The following is a 21,977-nucleotide window of genomic DNA, read 5'->3' on the forward strand; positions in this document are numbered from 1 at the left end:
CAAAGCCCGCCACGCATGGCCGGCGAAAAGAACGGGGACCGTCCCCGCCCGATCTGTTGAAAATCCGCCCGGTCAGTCGCCGGGGATCAGCTCCACGCGCGCCGCCGGTTGCGCCGGCCGCGCGACGAGGCTCACCTCGAAGAGCTGCGCCGCCAGTATCTCGCGCCACGCCCCCTGCCGCGTCGCGGTCGCGCGATAGCCGACCGACAGGCCCGGCAGCGCGCCGGCGCGCACCAGCCGTGCGGCATCCTCCCGCGCCACCGCCGCCTCGATCCACAGGCCGCGCGCATCTTCGGCGATGGTCGCGATCGTGCCCACCGGGGCCCCGCGATGCTGCATCAGCAGCGGCACCACCGCGGGCGCGCCGAATGCGCCGCGCCGGATCACGTCACCCGCGCGGTCCACCCGGTCATAGACGGCGGCATAGCCCCGGATGCGCGTCACTTCACCCATTGGCCGAACCCCAGCTTCACCGCGAGCACCGCCAGCAGCAGCGCCGCCACCCAGCCCGCGAACGCCTTCCACGCGCTCTGCTTGGCATCGCGCCATGCCGTCAGCAGCGCGCGCAGCTCCGCCACGTCGCGCGTCGCCTCGTCGTCGGCGAGGCCGAGCCGGGTCAGCGCGCGCGTCGCGCCCAGCTCGCCCGCTTCCTCCGCGATCGCGCGCAGCGTGGCGAGGTCCGCGCCGGTGGCGGTGCCCTGCGCGATCAGTTGCGCCAGGATGCCCGCGCTCATTGCGACCACCCGACCATCTGGCGCTTCTCGTCGTTCGTGATGAAATCGGCCGCGGTAATCATCCGCCACAGCCGCTCGCGATCCTCCACCAGCGCCGGCACGCGATCGAGGTCGATCTCGAGCCGGCCGTCGGGAAACCAGCGCTCGATTCCCGCCAGCAGCGCGCCGATCACCGCGTCCGCCAGCGGCAGCACGGTGAGCCGCCACAGCGCGCGATTCGCTTCCTTGTAATTGGCGTAGGTCGCGTCGCCCGGCAGCCCGAGCAGCATCGGCGGCACGCCGAACGCCAGCGCGATCTCGCGCGCCGCGGCCGCCTTCAGCCCCACGAAATCCATGTCTGCGGGGGACAGGCTCAGCGCCTGCCACTTCAGCCCGCCCTCCAGCAACATCGGTCGCCCGGCATTGCCGGCGCCGGCGAACCCGGCCTCCATTTCCTCCTTCAGGCGGCGGAACTGCTCCGCGCTCATCGCCGATCCGTCGCCGGGATCATAGACGAGCGCGCCGGAAGGCCGCGCGGCATTGTCCAGCAGCGCCTTGTTCCAGCTCGCCGCCGCATTGTGGATCGCGATCGCGGAGGATGCCGCGCCCAGGCATCCCAGCCCGTAATGATCGTCGACGGGGTTGAAGCTGCGGATATGGATCACCTCCTCATCCGAAAGATGCGTCGCCCGCCCGCCGACGCGATAGACATAGCCCGCCGGCCAGCCCCCCGCATCCAGCTCCACCGTCACGCGCTCGGGCCGCAGCGGATAGAGTTCCGCCACCGCGCCTTGGGCATCGCGCAGCACCTGCACGAAGCCGTTGCCGTGGAGCAGCATCTGCGCCGCGAGCACGCCGAGCAGCCGCTCGCCCCCGATGCGCGCGCTCACCAGCCTCGCCAGTGCCGGAGCCGAGCCGTCGAGCGGCGCGCCGCCCACGCTCTCCGCCACCAGTCGCACCGCGCGCTGCGCCACGGCGTTGCCGCAATAGCCCGCGCGCACCTGCGCCTCATATCCCTGCGGCCAGCGCGCCGCCTCGTCGAAATACGTGCCGCCACGCGACAACGCCGGGCGCGACCCCTCGCGCCCGGGCTTCCAGCCGAACAACTTCATGTCAGTCTCCTATGGGAGCTTGGTCCTACAGTTCCCGCACGGCCACCGCGCCGCGCCGGCCCAGCATCAGTTCGGTCAGCGCCCACACCAGCGCGTCGGCGCGATCCGGCGAGCGGCCCGGCCCCTCATATCCGCCACCGGCGGAAAGCCCGCACAGCTCGTCCTCCAGCGCCGGAAACGCGCCGACGTGCCATACCCGGCCCGCCTCGTAGAGCGCGGCGACCGGCTCCGCCCGCGCCGCCTTGCCGCGGCTGGCGTGCACCAGCGTCACCGGCAATGCCGCATCGGCGGCGAGCAATGTCGCGCGCACCATCTCGCCGCCCTGGTTCTTCTCCGCCACCACGCGATCGGCCCCGCGCCGCGCCGCGCATGCCGCCACCGCGCGCGCCCAGCGCTCCGGCGTCGCGCCCGTGACGCTCGCGTCTTCCAGCACATAGCCGCGCCCGTCCGCGCCGAGCGCCACCGCGACGATGCCGCAGGCGTCGCCGCCCACCCCTGCCGGCGGATCGACGCCCACCACCACGCGCACGGCATCGGGCATCGGCGCCGCGCGCCGCGCCTCGATCAGCCCGCGCGTCCACAGCGCACCGGCCACCTCGTCGATCAGTTCGCCTTCAAGCTCCTGCCGCCCCAGCATTGTCCCGGCATAGCTGTCCGCCATCGCCGCGACGAAGCTGGCGGGCAGGTGCGGGTTGTCCGCCGTGCGCCCGCGCGTCTCCACCACGCCGGGCAGCGCCATCACGCGCCGCATCAGCCGCGTCGGGCGCGGCGTGGTCGTCACCAGCACGCGCGGGCGCTCCCCCAGCCGCATCGTCAGCATCAGATTGTCCCACGCCGCCTCGCCGCCGCGGCCCCATTTGCCCAGTTCGTCGCACCAGGCGAGATGATGTTCCGGCCCGCGCAGTCTTTCCGGCGCGCTTGCGGCATAGACGCTGGCGGTCGCGCCATTGGGCCAGCGCACCACGCCCGCCGTCGCGCGCCACTCGATCGGCTCATGCTCGCGTGCCAGCGCGATCAGGCCGCTCGGCCCTTCGATCATCACCTGCCGCACATCGTCTGGCGTGGCGCCGACGAGCGCGACCCGCGCCTCGGGCGTCGAGCGGGCCAGCGCGCCGATCCACTCCGCGCCCGCGCGCGTCTTGCCGAAGCCGCGCCCGGCCCGGATCAGCCACACCCGCCAATCTCCCGGCGGGGCGCGCTGGCCGTCATGCGCCCATGCCGCCCAGCGATCGCGAAATTCGCGTCGCTGCGCCGGCGTCATCGCCAGGATCGCGGTGCGCCGCTCGCGTGGCGGCAGCGCAAGCAGCCGGTCGATGATCTCGGCGGTGGGATCGCTGCCCGTGCCGCGCCTCACTTTCCATCGCCCGCGGGCGGAGTGGCCCGCCGCGCCTCGATCTGCGCCAGCTTGGCCAGGATCGCGCGATCGCTGTCGTCCTGATCGGCATAGCGGCGCGTGGGGCCGGTCGCGCGGCGCGGCCTGCCCGTCGCCTCGCGGTGCCGGCTCAGCAATTTGATCGACAGGTCCACCGAAATCGCGGGCAACGGATCGGCGCCGGCGATCATGTCGCCCGGCTCGCCGCCCAGCGCGTGGCCCAGCAGCCGGGTTTCGAGCATCTCGTAACCCAGCGCCAGCGCCTCGCCCCATGCCTGCGCGAAGGCGGGGTCCTGGCGCCGCCAGCGATGGACGGTCGCGACATGCACGCCGCCCGCCACCGCCGCCGCCTTGACGTTGCAGCTTGCCGACAGGCAATCGAGAAACGCCTCGCGCTGCGCCGCCGGCCATTTCGGATAGCCGCCATTCCCCGGCGCGGTCTTCACCTGCGTGACCATGCCAATATCCCCCATCCGAGCCCACGAAACGGAAACGGGCCGGCCGCAGCAGGATATGATCCGCGCGCACCAGCCCGTTTCCGCGCCGACGCGCGCCTCGCGAGCCGCCCGCTCGGCCCCCGCAAGTCACAATTCGTCAGCGTTCCTGTTATGTACCCAAACAGCGTGACGCTGTCAAGCACTTTGTTCCCGTTTGGTTCTCGCTTTCTTCCGAAGTGCCCGTTCTAGGCGCGACGCGGCGGGTTGCTGCGCACGTGCGTCAGGGATGCGCGCACATGCTCGCATCTGATCGGGGGTAGCGCGGCATGAACGGCTGCGCGACGTTTCAGCGGCGGCGGGATCTCGTCGATCTTCTCGCGCGCATCGCCCCGTGCGCCTTGCGGGTCATCGGCGGGGCGCATAGGCGCGACACGCATGCGCGCCCTCGTCCTGCTCCTCGCCCTGCTGCTGTCCGCCCCCGCCGCCGCGCAACGCGCGGACCGCGCGACGCCGGGTTTCGTCCGCGTGCGGCTGGAAACCGCGCTCGGCAACATCGTGCTCGCGCTGAACGCGAAGCGCGCGCCGATCTCCACGGCGAATTTCATGCGCTATGTCGACGACGGGCGGTTCGACGGGATCAGCTTCTATCGCGTGGCGCGCAATCGGAAGGCGCCGCAATTCGGCTTCGTCCAGTCCGGCATCCGCACCGATGCGCGCCGGTTCCTCGATACGATCGCGCACGAGCCGACCAGCACGACCGGCATCCGCCACCTCGACATGACGATCTCGATGGCGCGGCGCGGGGAGCCGGGATCGGCGAACGGCAACTGGTTCATCACCGTCGGCGCCATGCCGTCGATGGATGCGGGTGCGGCGCAGCCGGGCTATGCCGCGTTCGGGCGTGTCGTGGGCGGGCAGGAGGTGGTGCGCCATATCCTCGCGCAGCCGACCGGCGGGGGCATGGGCGGTACGATGCTGATGAAGCCGGTCTACGTCCGCCGCGCGGTGCGGCTCGACGGGGTCGCCAGGCCGACGGGCCGGCCGCGCCCGTGGATCATCGAGCGGCGCACGGACGGCTGATCCGCACACGCCGCTCCTTCGTCACCACGCCGGTCGCGGCCGACGGTGCGGGCCGCGCCGTTCAGCCCTTGGGCGTCACGATCTCGATCGCCGGGCCGTGCGGCGGCACCGCCATGTTCGCCTGATAGGCGATCACCAGCGCCCATCCGGCGAGAATCGCGGTGACGGTCCAGGTGGCCAGCGCGCCCCCGGCGCGGAATCCGTTGGGGCTGGCCCGCAACATCCCGATCGGATGGGCCACCCGCGCCAGCACGAACACCGCCGTCAGCACCCAGAGCGGCAACGACGGGCCGCGCGCCAGCTCGATCAGGCCGGTGAGGATCAGCACGAACGGCGCATTCTCCACGAAATTGGCGTGCGCGCGCATCCCCGCCAGCATCTCCGGCCTGCCGCCGTCGCCGATCATCACGCCCTGCATGCGCCCGCGCACCAGCCGCAGGCCAAGCCACAGGTTTATCAGTCCGCACGCGGCGGCGAGCACCAATGTTACCGGAAGCAGCATCCTCTTTCCCCCTTATGTTATCCGGTTGTGAGACTGCCACTTGCCCGCACCGCTTGCAACGCGGCGATATTCGGGTATAGGCGCGTCACTTCGCGATGCGTCCGGCCGCCCGGCGCGGCTGACGTTTTGTCGGCGGCGTCACAGTCGTTTCGGATGGATCGTCTCCTGCTGAACTGAATACGGATTAAGGTGCCGCGATGGCCGTCCCCAAGCGAAAGACTTCCCCCTCCCGCCGTGGCATGCGCCGCGCGCATGATGCCCTGTCGGTGGAGGCGTTCCAGGAATGCCCGAACTGTGGCGAGCTGAAGCGCCCGCACAATCTGTGCCCGTCGTGCGGTCACTATAACGAACGCGAAGTCGTTTCCGTCGAGGGCTGATAGCCCGGCCAGTCAAGGGGGGACGCCGCTTCATGTCCGACAGTTCCTGGATCGCCGTCGATGCGATGGGCGGTGACGAGGGGCTCGCGGTCATGCTGGCCGGCGTCGCGCGTGCGCGTCGCAACTTCGAGGGGATGAAATTTCTCCTCGTGGGCGACGAGGCGGCGATTCGCGACGGGCTGAAGGCCCATCCCAACCTCAGCAACAATGCCGAGATCGTCCACGCGCCCGATATCGTCGGGTCCAGCGAGACGGCGGGCAAGGCGTTGCGCCGGGCGCGGACGACCTCGATGGGCGTCGCGATCGACTGCGTGAAGCAGGGTCGCGCCGGCGCTGCCGTGTCGGCCGGAAACACCGGCGCCCTGATGGCGATGGCGAAGCTTTCGCTGCGCACCATGCCGGGCATCGATCGTCCCGCGCTCGCCGCGATGCTGCCGTCGCTCGGCGCGAACGACGTGGTGATGCTCGATCTCGGCGCGAATACCGAGTGCGATGCGCGCAACCTGATGCAGTTCGCGGTGATGGGCGCGGCCTATGCCCGCACCACGCTTGATCTCGAAAGCCCGCGCGTCGCGCTGCTCAACATCGGCAGCGAGGATCAGAAGGGCACCGAGGAGATTCGCGATGCCGCGCAGGGGCTGCGCGCTGCGACTCACCTGCCGATGAACTTCACCGGCTTCATCGAGGGCGATCGGATCGCGCGCGGGCATGTCGACGTGATCGTGTGCGATGGCTTCTCCGGCAATATCGCGCTCAAGACGGCGGAGGGCACCGCCCGCTTCGTCGGCGATCTGCTGAAGCGCGCCTTCACCTCATCGATACGCTCGAAGATCGGCTTCCTGATCTCCCGCCCCGCGACGCAGCTGCTGCGCGATCATCTCGATCCGAACAATCATAACGGCGCGGTTTTCCTGGGCCTCAACGGCCTGGTGCTGAAGAGCCACGGCAGCGCCAACGAACTTGGCGTCGCCACCGCGATCGGCAATGCGGCGAAGATGGTGAAGGCGGATCTCGCACGGCGCATCGCCGAAGATTTGGGCAATTTCGAAAAGCAGGCGGCATGATACGTAGCGTCATCACCGGAACCGGCTCGGCATTGCCGGCGCGGCGCGTATCGAATGCGGACCTTGCCGAGATGGTCGACACCACCGACGACTGGATCGTCGAGCGCACCGGCATCCGCTTCCGCCATATCGCCGCCCCGGATGAGACCACGGCGACGCTGGCGACCGATGCGGCGAAAGCGGCGCTGGCCGCCGCTGGCGTTGAAGCGCGCGATATCGATCTGATCGTGCTCGCCACCGCCACGCCGGATCAGACCTTCCCCGCCACCGCCACCAAGGTGCAGGCGGCGCTCGGCATCGACGATTGCACCGCGTTCGATGTCGCGGCGGTGTGTTCGGGCTTCCTTTATGCGGTGCAGGTGGCGGACAGCATGATCCGCGCCTCCGCGCATCGCAAGGCGCTGGTGATCGGCGCGGAAACGTTCAGCCGCATCCTCGATTGGGAGGATCGCACCACCTGCGTCTTGTTCGGCGATGGCGCGGGCGCGATCGTGCTGGAGGCGCAGGAAAGCGCGGATCTGGACGGGCGCGGCATCCTCGCGACCCGGCTGCACGCCGATGGCCGGCACAACGAACTGCTCTATGTCGATGGCGGTCCGTCGACCACCGGCACCGTCGGCAAGGTCCGCATGAAGGGGCGGGAAGTGTTCCGCCACGCGGTCGTCAATCTCGCGACGGTGATGGGCGAATCGCTCGTCGCGGCGGGGCTTTCCTCCGATCAGGTCGATTGGGTCGTCCCGCATCAGGCCAACGCGCGCATTCTCGATGCCACCGCGCGCAAGCTCGGCCTGCCTGCGGAAAAGGTGGTGGTGACGGTCGATCGCCATGCCAACACCTCCGCCGCGTCCGTTCCGCTCGCGCTGGATACCGCCGTTCGCGACGGGCGGATCGTTCCGGGGCAGATCGTGGTGCTCGAGGCGATGGGCGGCGGCTTCACCTGGGGCGCGTCGGTCGTCCGCTTTTGAAACACGGCGTTGCCGGGGCGCGTCAAAGGTCCGTAACAAAACCCTTTCTGCGCGGGCTGCGCGGTGATAAACTTACAATAGTGCAACCATTCCGGGGGGAGTGAGGCTGGTATGAGCGAAGCGGGTACCTTGACGCGTGCGGACCTGTCGGAGGCGCTGCATCGGCAGGTCGGGCTTTCGCGCGCCGATTCATCGCGTCTCGTCGAACAGGTGCTCGATCTGTTGTGCGACGCGCTGGCCAGGGGCGATAACGTCAAGATCTCGGGCTTCGGCACGTTCGTTCTGCGCGACAAGGGCCAGCGGGTTGGCCGCAATCCCAAGACCGGGGTTGAAGTGCCGATCGCGCCGCGCCGCGTTCTCACCTTCCGCGCCAGCCAGATGATGCGTGAGCGCATCGTCTCCGCCGGGTAGCGTGGCCGGGCCGGATGTAAAGGCGGCGGGGGCGTTTCGAACGATCGGGGAAGTCGCGGCGGCCACGGGTTTGGCGCCGCATGTGCTGCGCTATTGGGAGACCCGCTTTCCCCAGCTCCGCCCCATCACCCGCGCCGGCAACCGCCGCTATTACCGCACCGAAGACATAGCCCTCATCACCCAGATCAATATCATGCTTAACCGCGACGGCTACACCGTCAAAGGCGTACAAAAATTGCTAGCCGGCGAGCGGAAGCCCATTTTAACGCCGGTGACCGTAGCGCCTGCAAGTGACGCCGCCGCAATACGCTTGATACGGTCGACTCTGCGGAGCGCATTGGACGACGACGCGGCCTGAGGATCAGTCAATAGCAATGCTGCCAAGCAGCGCCCAAATACTGCGACCGCCGGTCAAGGCAGCCCGGACACTGAGCCAGCACTCGTCTCGGCTACCATCGCCCAAGCCGCGATCTCTTCGTTGAAGTGGTGCGCGATAGTCAAATCGCCGGCGATGCCTGTCGCGAGATCAACGTGCAACGCGCCCTCCCACTCCCACGTCGCGTTGCCGCTCAACGCCACCATGCCATTGCCTGCCGCACAGGCCATCACTAATCCCCCCTTGTTGCGCACCGTCACCTCGCGATCGAAAGAAGTGCGCCCCGTCAACGCCGCGACGAAGGCCGAGGCGGCCATCGCGCTGCCGCAGCTGTCGGTAAGTCCCACGCCCCGCTCGAACGTGCGGACGTAGATCGTGTCCGGCCCAAGCGCGCGTACGAACGACACGTTGGCACGGTTCGGCAGCCAATCCGGCGCTGCCTCGCACGATGACCCGATCCTTACCAGCGCCGCCTCGTCGATGGTTTCCACGAAAGCCACCAGATGGGGGTTGGGCATGGCGACCGCGGTGAAGGCAATCATGGGATCAAGCCGCACGATCGGCCGCTCCACGATTTCGTGCGCCTCGCCGTGAAACGGCCAGGTGCTTACGTCCAGCGTCGCCGGTCCAGCCACTTCGCGGACGGTGTAAACGCCCGGCGCGAGATCCAGTTCGCGGACCACATCCACAGTCGAGTTCATTAGATGAAGCGTGGCGCGGTCCACGCCGGTGCGCTCGAACGCCATCCGCGCCACGCAACGCACGCCGTTGAGACAGGTCTCTGCTTCCGATCCATCCGCGTTGAACATTCGAAATCCAATACCGCCCCGATAGTCGGTAAGCAGCAACAGCCCATCACCGCCGACTGCCCCCCGCCGGTCCGCGAGCGCACGCGCAACGACTGGCCACTCCGTCTCATCCAGCGTGACCCCACGCGCATCAATCAGCGGAAAATCATTCCCCGATCCGTGGCATTTGACGATCTCGAACCGCATGACATGCCTTTATCAGTCCTCAGCCCAATTGGTAGTGATCCGCGAGCCGGTCGAGCGCCATTGTCAGCACAAGTCGCCCGGATCGCGTCGGCCATCCAAGCGCTCGCTCGGCCTCAGGTAGCCGCTCGCCGGCGCAGATGACGCGCCACAGGATATCCGCAAGGCCGCGACCTACGCCCGCGATCGCCGCGTCGAACCGGCGCTTGGCGGCGATATGCGAGTTCGTCGGATCCGCGAACTCGCCGCCTCCATCGACCCGCTGGACCCCCCAACGCATCGTCGTCGCACTCGCGATCGAGGCGCGCTCGTAATCGCTGCGGAGTCGTTCCCCAGCTTCGCACTGGCGCCCATCGACAAGCCCGCGCGACGCTAACCACGACAGCGGCGATTCCGCCAGATTGACCGTTACGAAGCATCCACCGCGTCTCCGCACCCCGAGCACGCCTCGATTATCGATCGCTTTCTCAACCAGTTCGCGCATCTCATCCTCCGACTGACGAATCGGAACTTGCCACAATGGCGCGATTGTAGGACAGACATTCAACCTATCTGGTTAGGCTTTATTATGATAACAGCTATCCGCGAAGTACGCATTGCTAAGGGGCTGACTTTAGAGGAAGTCGCAAAACGCTGCTACCCGCCTACAACGGCGCAGACGATCGGGCGGCTGGAGACGGGCACGCGCACCGTGTCGGTCGGGTGGCTCAATCGCATCGCCGGCGCGCTGGAGGTGGAAGCTGGCGATCTCGTTTCTTTGTCAGAGCGCGACAATCTCGCCGTGGCCGCGACGCTCGGCCCGGATGGCGCGCAAGCATTACGCCGCCCCGCCCGGGTAGTTCCGCCGAAACCAACCCCGGGCGCGGTGGCGGTCTCCGTCAGCGCGGCAACCGGAGATTACCATTCTGGCGATGCGATCTGGTGTGACATGCTCACGCCGGAACAGTTCGCGAGCGCGCTTCACTATGATGTTCTCGCGCCGAAGCCAGCGGGCAGGTTCCTATTCGGCCGGTTGCTAGCGGTCGATGGCGCCGATGTGACAATTCTGCCCCTCGCACCCGGCGCCAAGCCTCTTACGGTAGAGGACGCGCCGTGGCTTGCCCGAGCGGCGCGGCTTGTACGCACCCTTTAGCGCTTGGGGCCCCGGCTATACGATCACCACAACGAGCCGATCGGATAGCCTCAGATTGGCGAATATGCAGCCCACACGCCTCTCATCGGGGGTACGTGCCCGTCGGCTATTGGCCTGCGCGAATATCGCACTTGATTTATCTAAATGACTGGATCGAAAGGCTATTTCTTTCCGGGCCGCCAGATCTGCTTGAGATACTATTGTATCAAAACAATATGAGTTGGTCGTGATACTATATAAAGTGGTAATACCGAATTCACAAACTTCCGACAGATATATTGCTGCAAATTGGTTCAAAATAAAAATATCTATGCCAATATACATATTCTTAGATTGATGCAAAATACTTAGATCTAATAATTTTTGCACCATATTTTGATATACGATCTTCCTGTCGCGCAGGTCTATTTTCTTTTATCGTGCTTCAATCGTATTTTTACCAAGATCATTATTATATTCTCTTTTCATCGCATATTTTGTTATTTTTTCTTTTATGTTGGTATATTGACGGACGTGACGTCGCTGCTATTGACAGACGAACTAAGTTAAAAGGAGCGTCGCATGTCCGAAGATTCCGTCGATACCAATGCGGTCGAGCTCGCTACCGAGTTGACCATTGCATGGCTGTCGAACCCGAACACGCGCGCGTCTAGCGAAGATGTGCCGGCGTTTCTGAAGCAGATGCACGATGCAGTTACGACCCTGTCCGGCGAAATAGAGACTAATGTCGTTGCAGATACGACTGTGGAGTTCGTCCCCGCTGTCTCTGTGCGCAAGTCGCTCGCATCGAAAGACTTCATCATTTCGATGATTGACGGAAAGCCTTACAAGACTTTGCGCCGCCATCTCGCTGGGCAGGGGTTGACGCCGGCGGAATACCGTCAACGTTATGGGCTGAAGCCGGATTATCCGATGGTCGCCGAAACCTATTCGGAAGCCCGTCGTGCGATGGCGAAGAAGATCGGCCTTGGCCGCAAGCCGGGCATGAAGCGGAAGGCCGAAAGCGAAAGCCCGACTGCGCCCACGCGCAGCCGCCGCAAGAGCGCGCAGACCGACGGCTGATTGTCGTAGAGGCGCCCGCTTTCCTGCGAAAACGCTGCGGAAGCGGGCAAGGCGTCTGTGCCAACGGCTAGGTTTAAGCACGATCAGTCTGCGATCGCTCCACGCGTCAGATTCGCGTCAGCCAATCGAGCAACAGGTTATTCACCTCCACTGGGCGCTCTTGCTGCGTCCAGTGGCCGCAACCCTCTAAAATATATCCTTCCAAGCGCGGCACCAGTGGCTGCATCAGCGCCACCGGATCGGTGATCGCGCCGAAAAGGGTCGTAGCCGGATCTTTGCTGCCACCGATGAACAGAGCAGGCTGCTCTATCAGGCGCTCGCGATAGGGCTGGAGCCATGCAAAATCGCGTTCGTGGTTGCGGTAACGATTGATCGGCCCGCGAAAGCCGGACGCCTCAAATTCGGCGACATAATAGTCCAGATCATCGGGCGTCAGCCACGCCGGAAACGGCTGAGGATCGACCATCTGCTCCAGCAATGTCGCGCCGGCAGCCTTGTCCGGCCAGGTGCCGACCGGCGCATCGCCGGATATAGCATAGTAGAATTTGCGTAAAAAATCGCGCACGTCGCGTTCTGCTTCGATCTCGGGCGGGCCCTCGGCCTGAAACCATTCCTGATAGAAGAAGCGCCCCTTCGCCGTGAATGCCGCGCGGAACACCTCGGTGAACGGGCGAGACGGTACTCCAGCGTATGGCACTGAGAGCGCCGCCACCGCGCGAAAGCGCTCGGGATGAACGAGGGCACTGTTCCACACCATCGGAGCGCCCCAGTCATGACCGACCAGAATGACCGGGCCAGACGGTTGCAACGCAGCAGCAGCCGCCACGATGTCCGCCACCATGTGCTCCATCGCGTAGCTACCTACCGAACCTGGCTTTTCCGATCCGCCATAACCGCGCACATCGATCGCTGCGGCCGTGAATCCCGCGCGCGCGATCGGCCCGATCTGATGCCGCCACGAATACCAGCTTTCGGGAAACCCGTGAACCATGAGGACGAGCGGGCCCGTACCCTCGACCGCGACACGCAGCCGTACCGCCCCCGTATCAATAAGCTGGAAATCCGGCACCCACACTCTCCTTGACGTTTTGTTGCTGAAGAATACCCGGATCATGACAGAAAGATGGGTGCGCGATAGGCCCCGCGCGTATGCACAAAATTGCCTTTGCCATCGCCCTTGCGTCCTCCCTATTCCCCTCAGCCAGCTTTGCCGAGACCCGACAGGACGAAGCGATCTGGGTCAACGCCACTGTTATGGGGCGGATCGACGGGGGGCTGGTTTTTTTCGCGGAAGTGCAGCCGCGCATCGTTGAAGGCGCGTCGCGACTCGGACAGGTGATCTACCGCCCAGCGATCGGCTGGCAATTCTCGAACGCCGTCACTGCCTATCAGGGCTATGCCCGCGTCGTCGAACCCCACCAGGACGGAGGGGAAGCTCGGATTGAGGATCGGCTGTTCCAGCAGATCACCTGGAACGTCGGCAAAATCGGGTCGCTGGAGGTGCAATCGCGTACCCGGCTAGAACAGCGATGGCGGTCGGATGCCGAAGGCATGTCGCTGCGCGTACGGGAGATGTTGCGCTTCGAATATCCACTGGCTGACGCCGAACGGCGGGTAGCCGCGCTGGGCTGGGTTGAGGGGTTCGCCGGGCTAAAATCGGCCCGCTGGGGCGGGGTGTCCGGTTTCGACCAACTCCGTACCTTCGCCGGGCTCGAAATTCCGCTACCCGGCAAATCGACGATCGAGGCCGGCTACCTCAATCAGACACGCCACGTACGTGGCGGGCAGAGCGATATGTCGCACATCGCATCGCTCACGCTGTTCGTCCGACCCTGAAACCGCGTGGAAGCATTAATAGAAAGCGCCCGGGAATTGCTTCCCAGGCGCTTTTGTCGCTTCTTCGATCACACCGACTGATCAATGATGACCGTCGTCATCGATCACTGGCAGCGTCTCAAATTGATGGTACGGCGGCGGCGAGGAAAGCGTCCATTCCAGCGTCGTCGCCCCTTCGCCCCAAGGATTGTCTCCGGCCTTCTTACCCGCGATCAGCGAGATGATCACGTTAACGAAGAACACCGCCATGCCCGCCGCCATTATCATATAGCCGATCGTAGCAATCTGGTTCCAGTGCGCGAAGCCATCAGGATAATCCGGGTAACGACGCGGCATACCCTGGAGCCCCAGGAAATGCATCGGGAAGAACATCACGTTCACGCCGATGAAGAATACCCAGAAATGCAGGTGTCCCAGCGCCTCGTTGAGCATCCTCCCCGACATCTTCGGGAACCAGTAATAAAAACCGGCGAACAGCGAGAATACCGCGCCGAGCGACAGCACGTAGTGAAAATGCGCCACGACGTAATAGGTGTCCTGCATGTAATCATCTACACCACCATTGGCGAGCACGACGCCCGTCACGCCGCCGACGGTAAACATGAAGATGAAGCCGATCGCCCATACCATCGGGGTGCGGAACGTGAGACTGCCGCCCCACATCGTTGCGATCCACGAAAAGATTTTGATGCCGGTCGGCACCGCGATCACCATGGTCGCGGCGGTGAAATACATCTTGGTGTTTACGGAAAGGCCGGTGGTGAACATGTGGTGCGCCCACACGACGAAACCGACCACGCCGATCGCGACCATGGCATAAGCCATGCCGAGATAGCCGAACACTGGTTTGCGGCTGAAAGTGGAGATGATCTGACTGACGATGCCGAAGCCCGGCAGGATCATGATGTACACTTCGGGATGGCCGAAAAACCAGAACAGATGCTGGTACAGGATCGGGTCACCGCCACCGGCCGGATCGAAGAAGGTGGTGCCGAAGTTTCGATCGGTAAGCAGCATGGTGATCGCTGCGGCAAGCACCGGAAGCGCAAGCAGAAGCAAGAACGCGGTCACCAGCACCGACCATACGAACAGCGGCATTTTATGCAGCGTCATCCCCGGCGCGCGCATATTGAAGATCGTCGTAATGAAGTTGATCGCGCCCAGGATCGACGACGCACCTGCGAGGTGAAGCGACAGGATCGCCATATCGGTGGACGGCCCCGGCTCGCCATAGGTGGAAAGTGGCGCATAGAGGGTCCAGCCGTTGCCGGCGCCGCCGAAAAACGGAGAGGCAAGCAGCAAAGAGAAACTGGGGATCAGCAGCCAGAACGAGATGTTATTCATGCGTGGGAACGCCATGTCAGGCGCGCCGATCATCAGTGGTACGAACCAGTTGCCGAACGCACCAATCATCGCCGGCATCACCATGAAGAACACCATGATGAGGCCGTGCGCGGTCACGAGGACGTTCCATAAGTGCAGCGACTCGTCGAGACTTGCCTCGCCGCCATGCAGCATACTGGCCCAGCCCTGGAGATACTGGATGCCCGGATGCATCAGTTCTGCACGCATCAGACCTGAAACCGCGCCGCCAATGATCCCTGCGCAGATTGCAAAGATCAGATAGAGGGTGCCGATGTCCTTGTGGTTGGTCGACATGAACCACCGGGCGAAGAAGCCCGGCTTGTGATCGGCGTCATGATGATGATCGTGCGCGTGATGCGCCTCGAATGCCGAAGGATGAATTGCGGTGTCGGTCATAGTCAGCGTCCCGTCGCGCCAGCGGCAGCCGCGTTCGCGGGCGTCGCCTGGGCGGTGTTGACAGAGGTAGCGGCATTCGCGGCCGGGGCTGCGGAGTTGGCGGCGGGATCAGCCGGGGCTGCGATGGCGGCAGGTGCCGCAGCGGGCTTGGAAGCGCCCGGCATCGTGCCGCCCTTGGCCTTCACCCATGCCGCAAATTCCGCCGGTGAAACGGCTTCCACCGCGATCGGCATGAGCGCGTGGCGGGCGCCGCACAGCTCGGAGCATTGACCGAAATACAGGCCGGGCTTTTCAATTGTGAAGCTGGTCTCGTTTAGGCGACCGGGCACTGCGTCCAGCTTGATCCAGAAAGCGGGGACCGCCCAGCTGTGGATCACGTCATTGGCGGTGGTGATGAGGCGAATCGGCACGCCAACGGGCAACACAATACGGTTGTCGACGGCAAGCAATCGCGGCCCGTCCGCATCGGTGCGGAAACGCTCACCGGCTGCGACCTGACTTTTTTCCTTCAACATGTTTGCGGTGATCTCGATCCCGCCATTGTCGGGATATTGGTAGCTCCAATACCATTGATTGCCGATCGCTTTCAGCGTGATCGCATTGGCGGGCGCCGGCTTGTACTGCGCCGACAAAAGCCCGATCGAGGGCACCGCCACTGCGACCAGGATCAGCACCGGCACGAGCGTCCACACGATTTCAATCGCTGTGTTGTGGCTGGTTTTCGTCGGCACCGGATTCGCCGCCCGGCGATAACGAATTCCAACCCAGATCAACAACCCGAGAACGAAAAGCGAAATAACGGTGATGAGCGGAAACAGGATGTAATCGTGAAAGTTGTGAGCGCGCTGCCCCACCTTGGTGACCTGCGGCTGGATACGCATCAGCCCGTCGGTCGGCTGGCCAATCATCGGCTTCACCGTCATGGCGGGTGCACCGTCCATCGCCAGTTCTGGCGAGGTCGGCGCGGCTGCAGCGGGCACCGCTGCGGTGGTGGCCGCAGCCTTATCCTGCGCTGCGGGCGCCTGTGCCGATACGGGCGTTAACCCGGCCAGCGCGAGGCCGGCCGCGAGAGCCAGTCCTTTGAACGCGATCTTCATCGTCTTGTTGTCACCCCTGCCTGTCCCGGCTTCATATCACCGCCAGCGCGGCGCAGATTCCGTCCATTCGGCCTGCGCTATACGCAGCCGCTCCCCTCGCCTCAAGCGCATAAGGCCATTTTTGCCGCGCAACATTGCGTGCGTCTCCGTGGGACCGTATCTGCGCTGGGCTGCGAGACGTGAAAGGACGGGCATGAACGAAGACGAGGTGCTGGCCGAGTTTCGCGCGGCGGACGCGTTGCTCGAAGGGCATTTCATCCTGTCGTCCGGTCTGCGTAGCCCGCGTTACCTGCAATGCGCGCGTGTGCTGATGGACCCGCAACGCGCCGCGCGGCTGGCCAAGGCGCTCACTGATCGCCTCCCGGCGGCGTTACGTGCCCGCATCACCGCAGTCGTGTCACCCGCGATGGGCGGCGTGATCGCCGGGCATGAAATCGCGCGCGCGCTGGGAGTCGAGGCGATGTTTGTCGAGCGGCCAAGCGGCACGTTCGAGTTGCGGCGCGGCTTCCGTCTTGCGCCCGGTCAGGAAGTGCTAATGATGGAGGATGTCGTCACCACCGGCCTATCCAGCCGCGAGGCGATAAGGGCGATCGAGGCGGCAGGCGGGCAGGTGATTGCTGGGGCAGCGCTGGTCGATCGCTCGAACGGCACAGCGGATCTCGGCGTGCCCTTCTTTCCGCTGATCCGGCTCGATGTGCCAACGTATGAGGTCGACGCGGTTCCGCCCGAACTCGCCGCGATTCCAGCGATCAAGCCCGGCAGCAGGGCAACGGCGTGAGCAATATTCTGCGCCTGGGTGTCAACATCGATCATGTCGCGACCGTCCGCAACGCCCGAGGCGGGGCGACGCCCGACCCGGTGCGCGCCGCACTGCTCGCGGCGGCAGCGGGCGCAGACGGGATTACCGCGCATCTTCGGGAGGATCGTCGACACATCACCGACGGCGATATCGCCAAGCTTTCCAAAGAGCTGACGATCCCGCTCAATCTGGAGATGGCGGCGACGGAGGAAATGCTCGACATCGCGCTGAAGCATCGCCCACACGCTGCCTGCATCGTACCGGAAAAGCGCGCTGAAAGAACCACTGAGGGCGGTCTGGACGCCGCTGGTCAGTTCGATCATCTTGCGCCGATGATGCGCACACTGAGCGCGGCAGGGATCCGAGTGTCGCTGTTCATCGAACCCGATGCGGGCCAGATCGATGCGGCGGTCCGGCTGGGGGCACCGGTGGTTGAGCTGCACACCGGGCGCTATGCCGAACTCGTCGGAGAAAGCCGGACGGCAGAGTTGCGTCGTCTGTCGGACGCGGCGGCGCTGGCGGCCAAGAACGGGATCGAGGTACACGCCGGGCACGGCCTCACTTTCGACAATGTCGCCCCCATCGCCGCCATCCCGCAAGTACGCGAACTCAATATCGGGCACTTTCTGATCGGCGAGGCGATCTTCGTCAGCCTCACCGAAAGCGTACGCCGGATGCGCGCGCTGATGGACGAAGCGCGGTGATCGTCGGCCTCGGCTCCGATCTGTGCAATATCGAGCGGATTCAGTCTTCGCTCGATCGTTTCGGCGCGCGGTTCGAGCAGCGCGTCTTCACCGATGTCGAGCGCGCGAAAGCGGCGAAGCGCCCACTTACCCGCGCAGGCACCTTTGCCAAGCGTTTCGCCGCCAAAGAGGCTTTCTCCAAAGCGGTTGGAACCGGATTCAAGCGCGGCGTGTTCATGCGCGACATCGGCGTAGTCAACGCCCCCTCCGGCGCGCCGACCCTGGCGCTGACTGGCGGTGCAAAGGCTAGGCTTGACGCGATGATCCCGGAAGGCCACGTCGCCCGCATTCACCTGACCCTTACCGACGATCACCCCTGGGCGCAGGCGTTTGTGATCATCGAGGCGGTCGCAACCGAGTAATATCATGGCCGAGGAGCTGGCATTGACGAGCGAACCGCCGGCCGCGCCGGAAACCGCCACGCGTCGCGGGATCGACTGGCGTGGCGAAGTGCGCGGCATGTTCTGGCTGATCCTCGCGGTGCTGGGCTTCCACAGCTTCATTGCGAAGCCATTCTATATTCCAAGCGAATCGATGCTGCCGGGCCTTGAGGTGGGCGACCGGCTGGTTGTCTCCAAATATGCTTACGGCTGGTCGTTCGTTTCGCCGACGATCCCCAATCCGGTCGCGATCTTCGAAAGCGTCGTGCTGCGCCAGTCGGAGGATAGTTGGTCGGTCCAGCTTCCCTTCATCAAGGGGCGGCTGTGGGGCAAGATGCCGGAGCGCGGCGATGTCGTGATCGTCACTCCGCCGGGTCAGTCGAGCGACTACATCAAGCGCGTCATCGGCCTGCCCGGCGATACGCTGGAGGTTCGTGGCGGAGTGGTGATCCTCAATGGCCGGCCAATCCCGCGCAGCGCGATACATTATCGCGACCTTCCGGTGGATGCCAACGCTACCTGCGATCCTGCGCAATATCCCGGCGCGCGCCTCACTCTCGCGAACGGCACCACCGTTTGTCGCCTCCCGCTTGTTACCGAAACCTTGCCCAATGGCCGCCGCTACGAGACGGTCGATCTTGAGCCGGACAGCCCCGGTGATTTTTATCACGCGGGCAATCCGATCACGATCCCCGCGGGCCATGTATTCCTGATGGGCGATAACCGCGATCGTTCTGCCGACAGCCGTTTCGCGCTCGGCGGGCTGGAGCGTGGGCTTGGCGGCCCTGTGCCGTGGGAGAATTTGGGTGGCCGCGCCGAATTCATCACCTTCTCGGTGGATGGTTCGGCGACCCTCAATCCGCTTTCGTGGTGGTATTCGCTGCGCGCTGGACGCGCCGGCACTTCGCTTCATCCGGAGCAGGCCAAGTGAGCCGCGGCAACCGCATGGAGGTCGTCGAGGGCGCCAGCCCGCACGAGGTCCGCAATCCGGAAACACGCCGCGAAATCCGCCGTGCCGCCGTCTGGTTCGGCATGGCATCCGCGATCGCACTCGTCGTGCTGCTGATCCAGCCGCTCCTCATCATCTTCGCCGGCTTGGTGTTTGCCGCGCTGCTCGATGGCGGAGTTCGCCTGCTCGGGCGCGTGCTGCCGATCGGGCGCGGCTGGCGGTTGCTGATTGTCTGCCTGCTGACAATCGCCTTCCTCATCGGCACTTTCTACATCGCCGGGGTGCAGATCACCGATCAGGTGACCCAGCTCCGGTCCACCGTCGAGGCGCAGGCGACGCGCGTGCTCGGGTGGCTTTCTGCGCAGGGCTTGCTGCCGGGTGCCAAGGACATTTCAGGCATAGCGCGCGAGGCGTTGTCCTCGGTCGGTCGACTCACCTCATGGGTCGGCACCGCGTTCGGCGCGCTGACCACGATGTTCATGATAATGGTGATCGGCCTGTTCGTGGCGATGGACCCAAAGGTCTACGATCGCGGTCTGCAATGGATGGTCCCGGAGGATAACCGGCGCGAATTCGCGGTAACCGTGCGCGAGATGGGAAAGACGCTACGTCGGCTGCTCGCGGGACGCCTCGTCGGCATGGCCGCGGAAGGCGTGCTGGTCGGCGTCGCGTTGGCAATCGCGGGTGTGCCAATGGCCCTGATTCTAGGCATCCTGACAGGGATGCTCGCCTTCATTCCCAATATTGGCGCCTTCATCTCCGGGGCGCTAACGATCGCAGTCGGTTTTTCGGCCGGGATGAACACTGGCTATGCGGCCATCGCCGTTTATGTCGCGGTCCAGTTGTTCGACGGCTATGTCGTGATCCCGATGGTAGCCAAGCGGGCGGTGGACCTCCCCCCTGCGTTAACGCTGGGTACGCAGATTCTGGCGAGCGCGTTATTTGGCATCATGGGCCTTGCGCTTGCGGATCCCATGACAGCGCTTATCAAGACGGCGATGGAGCGCCGTTCCGAGCATGTGGAGGATCAGGACGCCATCGCCGTCGACGCCACGCCGTGAGGATCGTGCTTCACGATTACTGGCGCTCTTCCGCAGCCTATCGTGTGCGGATTTGCCTCAATCTCAAGGGAATACGCTACGAGCGCGTGGCAGTGAATCTGCTGGAGGGTGAGCAGCGTACTCCGGCGAATGTCGCGATCAATCCGCAGGCGCTGGTTCCCACGTTGGTTGTGGACGGCCGTCCATTGACGCAAAGCCTGGCGATCATCGACTTCCTCGACGCCGAATTCCCCAATCCCCCGATGGTGTCACGCGATCCCTTCACGCGCGCGGATCAGCTCGCCCGCGCGCTCGTGATAGCCGCAGACATCCACCCGATCGACAACCTGCGGGTACTGAGGCGACTAGAAACGCAGTTCCGCGCGGATCAGTCCGCGCGCGACGAATGGTATAGGCACTGGATCGTCGAGGGGTTGAACGCTCTGGAAGCGATGGTCGGTGACGAGCCTTTCCTGGGCGGCGAGGCACCGGACATTTCCGACTTATGCCTCGTGCCGCAGCTTGCCAATGCGCGGCGCTTCAAGGTGCCGCTGGACCAGTGGCCGCGACTTCTGTCGGCGGAAGCGGCGTGTCTGGCACTGCCCGCCTTCCAAGCCGCCGCGCCGGAGAATGTGCGCCCGACATAAGCGAATCGAACAACTCAAGATAACGCAGCGGCGAATCTGCGCCCGGCGGCAATACCGGCTTCGGTCGAATCGCATCGGGCCGAAGCCATGCGTTAAGCGCGCGCACGAGCGCATCGCCATCATATGTCTCCACGATCGTGCCGAACCGCGCCGACGATACGATCTCGCGCACCGCCGGTGACGAGTCGGTCGTGACGACCGGCGTACCGACCGACAGGGCCTCGCGCAGAACGCCCGGCACGCCCTCGTAATCCGACGTCAGCACCAGCAACTCGGCCGATCGCATTGCCAGCAGCGGATCGGGCGCATGACCGAGAAGCCGCAGATCTACGCCCAGCGAGCGAGCACGCGCTTCCATCGCCGCGCGCTCCTCGCCCTCACCCAGAATGACAAGTGGCAGCGGCTCGGCGATTCGCGGCATCGCATCAAGCAGGCGATCCCATCTTTTTTGCCGCACCAGCCGACCGACCCCCAAAATATATCGCTCCGGAAGCCCCTCGATAGTTGATCCGGGCAGCGGCATCGCTGGTGGATTGGCGATGATGCGCACCCGCGACGAATCGATTCGCGTCGTTTCGAACACATCGCGGGCGCTCGCCTCGGTCATCGCAATAATGTGGTCGATGAACCACGGATGGGTACGCAGCCATGCCGAATGCCCGAGTGCGAACAGCGGCGGATGGTCTCCGCGGCGCATCGCATTGGATACCTTGCAGATGAATGGCGGGCATGAACTGCCCAGCCGCAGGCGGGTCCAAAGCGCGATGCTGGTATAGTAAGAGCCCGGACAGAAGATGATATCCGGCTTTATTTTCCGTATGATAGCCGGAACCGCAAACAGCGAGCGGAATGTCCTGCCGCCCAGCGGAATGACCTCCAGCCCCACTGGAATCTCGGCTGCCAGCGGCCCGCCCGTACAGCCCACCGCCAGCGTGACGCGACGCCCCGCCTCGATCCAGCCGCGCGCGAGCCGCAGTTGCGCTCGTTCGACGCCGCCGCCATCCAGCGTTTCGGCATAGGTGAAGATGTGTTTAGCTCGATCCATCTTGCGCACTGCCATGCAACAGCCCAGATTCGCCCACAAGAATCCACAATCTGCCGCGAGAGGGTTAATTGCCCGAAATCGGGCG

The 21,977-nt window shown here is 64.8% G+C and carries 28 protein-coding genes; 15 read left to right on the forward strand and 13 right to left on the reverse strand.

Translation table 11 applies throughout. From position 1 onward, the window contains the following. Positions 1-72 precede the first annotated feature (72 nt). From ACM61V_RS01390 to ACM61V_RS01415, 6 genes are all read right to left on the reverse strand, one after another. Positions 73-453, reverse strand: coding sequence for an HK97 family phage prohead protease (locus ACM61V_RS01390; protein WP_137785307.1), 381 nt, complete (start codon positions 451-453; stop codon positions 73-75). Continuing rightward, positions 441-734 carry a DUF6127 family protein gene (locus ACM61V_RS01395; protein WP_137785308.1) on the reverse strand — a complete coding sequence of 98 codons (294 nt, stop codon included), beginning with the start codon at positions 732-734 and terminating at the stop codon, positions 441-443. Before ACM61V_RS01395 ends, ACM61V_RS01390 begins: the two co-directional genes overlap by 13 nt. Further along, positions 731-1,825, reverse strand: a complete 1,095-nt coding sequence (locus ACM61V_RS01400) for a phage portal protein (protein WP_137785309.1) — start codon at positions 1,823-1,825, stop codon at positions 731-733. The genes ACM61V_RS01395 and ACM61V_RS01400 overlap by 4 nt, the downstream gene beginning before the upstream one ends. Before the next feature lie 25 nt (positions 1,826-1,850). After that, the gene (locus tag ACM61V_RS01405) at positions 1,851-3,179 is read right to left on the reverse strand and encodes a DNA-packaging protein (RefSeq protein WP_419713756.1); all 1,329 of its coding nucleotides are present in this window, start codon (positions 3,177-3,179) and stop codon (positions 1,851-1,853) included. Continuing rightward, positions 3,176-3,655, reverse strand: coding sequence for a hypothetical protein (locus ACM61V_RS01410; RefSeq protein ID WP_419713757.1), 480 nt, complete (start codon positions 3,653-3,655; stop codon positions 3,176-3,178). The genes ACM61V_RS01405 and ACM61V_RS01410 overlap by 4 nt, the downstream gene beginning before the upstream one ends. Positions 3,656-3,879: 224 nt before the next feature. After that, entirely contained in the window at positions 3,880-4,071 is a 192-nt protein-coding gene (locus tag ACM61V_RS01415; RefSeq protein ID WP_171007462.1) for a hypothetical protein, read from the reverse strand. On the opposite strand from ACM61V_RS01415, the gene ACM61V_RS01420 reads away from it, so the two are divergent. Further along, a complete protein-coding gene (locus ACM61V_RS01420) occupies positions 4,070-4,714 on the forward strand; it encodes a peptidylprolyl isomerase (RefSeq protein ID WP_137785311.1) in 645 nt (214 codons plus the stop codon). The two genes, ACM61V_RS01415 and ACM61V_RS01420, sit on opposite strands and share 2 nt — an antisense overlap. A 61-nt stretch (positions 4,715-4,775) precedes the next feature. Here the strand turns inward: ACM61V_RS01420 and ACM61V_RS01425 are convergent, their stop codons facing one another. Continuing rightward, the gene (locus tag ACM61V_RS01425) at positions 4,776-5,216 is read right to left on the reverse strand and encodes an MAPEG family protein (protein WP_137785312.1); all 441 of its coding nucleotides are present in this window, start codon (positions 5,214-5,216) and stop codon (positions 4,776-4,778) included. Between the two features lie 197 nt (positions 5,217-5,413). Here ACM61V_RS01425 and rpmF point away from each other — a divergent pair, with 197 nt between their 5' ends. From rpmF to ACM61V_RS01450, 5 genes are all read left to right on the forward strand, one after another. Further along, positions 5,414-5,593: a 50S ribosomal protein L32 gene (rpmF, locus tag ACM61V_RS01430; RefSeq protein ID WP_419713758.1), complete on the forward strand. Its 180-nt coding sequence runs from the start codon at positions 5,414-5,416 to the stop codon at positions 5,591-5,593. A gap of 32 nt (positions 5,594-5,625) precedes the next feature. Then, entirely contained in the window at positions 5,626-6,657 is a 1,032-nt protein-coding gene (gene plsX, locus ACM61V_RS01435) for a phosphate acyltransferase PlsX (RefSeq protein WP_137785314.1), read from the forward strand. Next, complete coding sequence (locus tag ACM61V_RS01440) at positions 6,654-7,622, forward strand: beta-ketoacyl-ACP synthase III (RefSeq protein WP_137785315.1); 969 nt, start codon at positions 6,654-6,656, stop codon at positions 7,620-7,622. Before plsX ends, ACM61V_RS01440 begins: the two co-directional genes overlap by 4 nt. A 111-nt stretch (positions 7,623-7,733) precedes the next feature. Further along, positions 7,734-8,033 (forward strand): integration host factor subunit alpha, encoded by a 300-nt coding sequence (locus ACM61V_RS01445; protein ID WP_137785316.1) that lies wholly within the window; start codon positions 7,734-7,736, stop codon positions 8,031-8,033. 1 nt (position 8,034) lies between these two features. Then, complete coding sequence (locus tag ACM61V_RS01450; RefSeq protein WP_137785317.1) at positions 8,035-8,391, forward strand: MerR family transcriptional regulator; 357 nt, start codon at positions 8,035-8,037, stop codon at positions 8,389-8,391. A 53-nt stretch (positions 8,392-8,444) separates the two neighbouring features. Here the strand turns inward: ACM61V_RS01450 and dapF are convergent, their stop codons facing one another. Beyond that, positions 8,445-9,404 carry a diaminopimelate epimerase gene (gene dapF / locus ACM61V_RS01455; RefSeq protein ID WP_137785318.1) on the reverse strand — a complete coding sequence of 320 codons (960 nt, stop codon included), beginning with the start codon at positions 9,402-9,404 and terminating at the stop codon, positions 8,445-8,447. 19 nt (positions 9,405-9,423) lie between these two features. Then, positions 9,424-9,885: a DUF6456 domain-containing protein gene (locus tag ACM61V_RS01460; protein ID WP_137785319.1), complete on the reverse strand. Its 462-nt coding sequence runs from the start codon at positions 9,883-9,885 to the stop codon at positions 9,424-9,426. Between the two features lie 84 nt (positions 9,886-9,969). Between ACM61V_RS01460 and ACM61V_RS01465 the strand changes: the two genes are divergently transcribed. Both ACM61V_RS01465 and ACM61V_RS01470 read left to right on the forward strand, forming a co-directional pair. Then, positions 9,970-10,533 carry a helix-turn-helix domain-containing protein gene (locus ACM61V_RS01465; protein WP_137785320.1) on the forward strand — a complete coding sequence of 188 codons (564 nt, stop codon included), beginning with the start codon at positions 9,970-9,972 and terminating at the stop codon, positions 10,531-10,533. A 561-nt stretch (positions 10,534-11,094) separates the two neighbouring features. Beyond that, positions 11,095-11,595 (forward strand): MucR family transcriptional regulator, encoded by a 501-nt coding sequence (locus ACM61V_RS01470; RefSeq protein WP_137785321.1) that lies wholly within the window; start codon positions 11,095-11,097, stop codon positions 11,593-11,595. 106 nt (positions 11,596-11,701) lie between these two features. On the opposite strand, the gene ACM61V_RS01475 is transcribed toward ACM61V_RS01470, so the two are convergent. Then, positions 11,702-12,664: an alpha/beta fold hydrolase gene (locus ACM61V_RS01475; protein WP_419713759.1), complete on the reverse strand. Its 963-nt coding sequence runs from the start codon at positions 12,662-12,664 to the stop codon at positions 11,702-11,704. Positions 12,665-12,744: 80 nt separating this feature from the next. On the opposite strand from ACM61V_RS01475, the gene ACM61V_RS01480 reads away from it, so the two are divergent. Then, a complete protein-coding gene (locus ACM61V_RS01480) occupies positions 12,745-13,431 on the forward strand; it encodes a DUF2490 domain-containing protein (RefSeq protein WP_419713760.1) in 687 nt (228 codons plus the stop codon). 81 nt (positions 13,432-13,512) lie between these two features. Here the strand turns inward: ACM61V_RS01480 and ctaD are convergent, their stop codons facing one another. Together ctaD and coxB are read right to left on the reverse strand one after the other, a co-directional pair. Then, positions 13,513-15,192 (reverse strand): cytochrome c oxidase subunit I, encoded by a 1,680-nt coding sequence (ctaD, locus tag ACM61V_RS01485; RefSeq protein ID WP_419713761.1) that lies wholly within the window; start codon positions 15,190-15,192, stop codon positions 13,513-13,515. 2 nt (positions 15,193-15,194) lie between these two features. Next, a complete protein-coding gene (gene coxB, locus ACM61V_RS01490) occupies positions 15,195-16,289 on the reverse strand; it encodes a cytochrome c oxidase subunit II (protein ID WP_137785325.1) in 1,095 nt (364 codons plus the stop codon). Between the two features lie 193 nt (positions 16,290-16,482). Between coxB and pyrE the strand changes: the two genes are divergently transcribed. The 6 genes from pyrE to maiA are packed head-to-tail and all read left to right on the forward strand — an operon-like array spanning position 16,483 to position 20,847. Then, entirely contained in the window at positions 16,483-17,067 is a 585-nt protein-coding gene (pyrE, locus tag ACM61V_RS01495; protein WP_137785326.1) for an orotate phosphoribosyltransferase, read from the forward strand. Beyond that, positions 17,064-17,792 (forward strand): pyridoxine 5'-phosphate synthase, encoded by a 729-nt coding sequence (locus tag ACM61V_RS01500; protein WP_137785327.1) that lies wholly within the window; start codon positions 17,064-17,066, stop codon positions 17,790-17,792. The genes pyrE and ACM61V_RS01500 overlap by 4 nt, the downstream gene beginning before the upstream one ends. Next, the gene (gene acpS, locus ACM61V_RS01505; protein WP_137785328.1) at positions 17,789-18,193 is read left to right on the forward strand and encodes a holo-ACP synthase; all 405 of its coding nucleotides are present in this window, start codon (positions 17,789-17,791) and stop codon (positions 18,191-18,193) included. The genes ACM61V_RS01500 and acpS overlap by 4 nt, the downstream gene beginning before the upstream one ends. Positions 18,194-18,197: 4 nt before the next feature. Continuing rightward, entirely contained in the window at positions 18,198-19,142 is a 945-nt protein-coding gene (lepB, locus tag ACM61V_RS01510) for a signal peptidase I (protein WP_137785329.1), read from the forward strand. Positions 19,143-19,156: 14 nt separating this feature from the next. Next, the gene (locus ACM61V_RS01515) at positions 19,157-20,221 is read left to right on the forward strand and encodes an AI-2E family transporter (protein WP_137785558.1); all 1,065 of its coding nucleotides are present in this window, start codon (positions 19,157-19,159) and stop codon (positions 20,219-20,221) included. After that, positions 20,218-20,847 carry a maleylacetoacetate isomerase gene (gene maiA / locus ACM61V_RS01520; RefSeq protein ID WP_137785330.1) on the forward strand — a complete coding sequence of 210 codons (630 nt, stop codon included), beginning with the start codon at positions 20,218-20,220 and terminating at the stop codon, positions 20,845-20,847. Before ACM61V_RS01515 ends, maiA begins: the two co-directional genes overlap by 4 nt. Here maiA and ACM61V_RS01525 read toward each other — a convergent pair. Beyond that, positions 20,741-21,892 (reverse strand): glycosyltransferase, encoded by a 1,152-nt coding sequence (locus tag ACM61V_RS01525; protein ID WP_419713762.1) that lies wholly within the window; start codon positions 21,890-21,892, stop codon positions 20,741-20,743. The two genes, maiA and ACM61V_RS01525, sit on opposite strands and share 107 nt — an antisense overlap. Positions 21,893-21,977 lie beyond the last annotated feature (85 nt).

This window comes from Sphingomonas sp. TX0543, from assembly GCF_048565505.1.
Taxonomy (GTDB): Bacteria; Pseudomonadota; Alphaproteobacteria; order Sphingomonadales; family Sphingomonadaceae; genus Sphingomonas.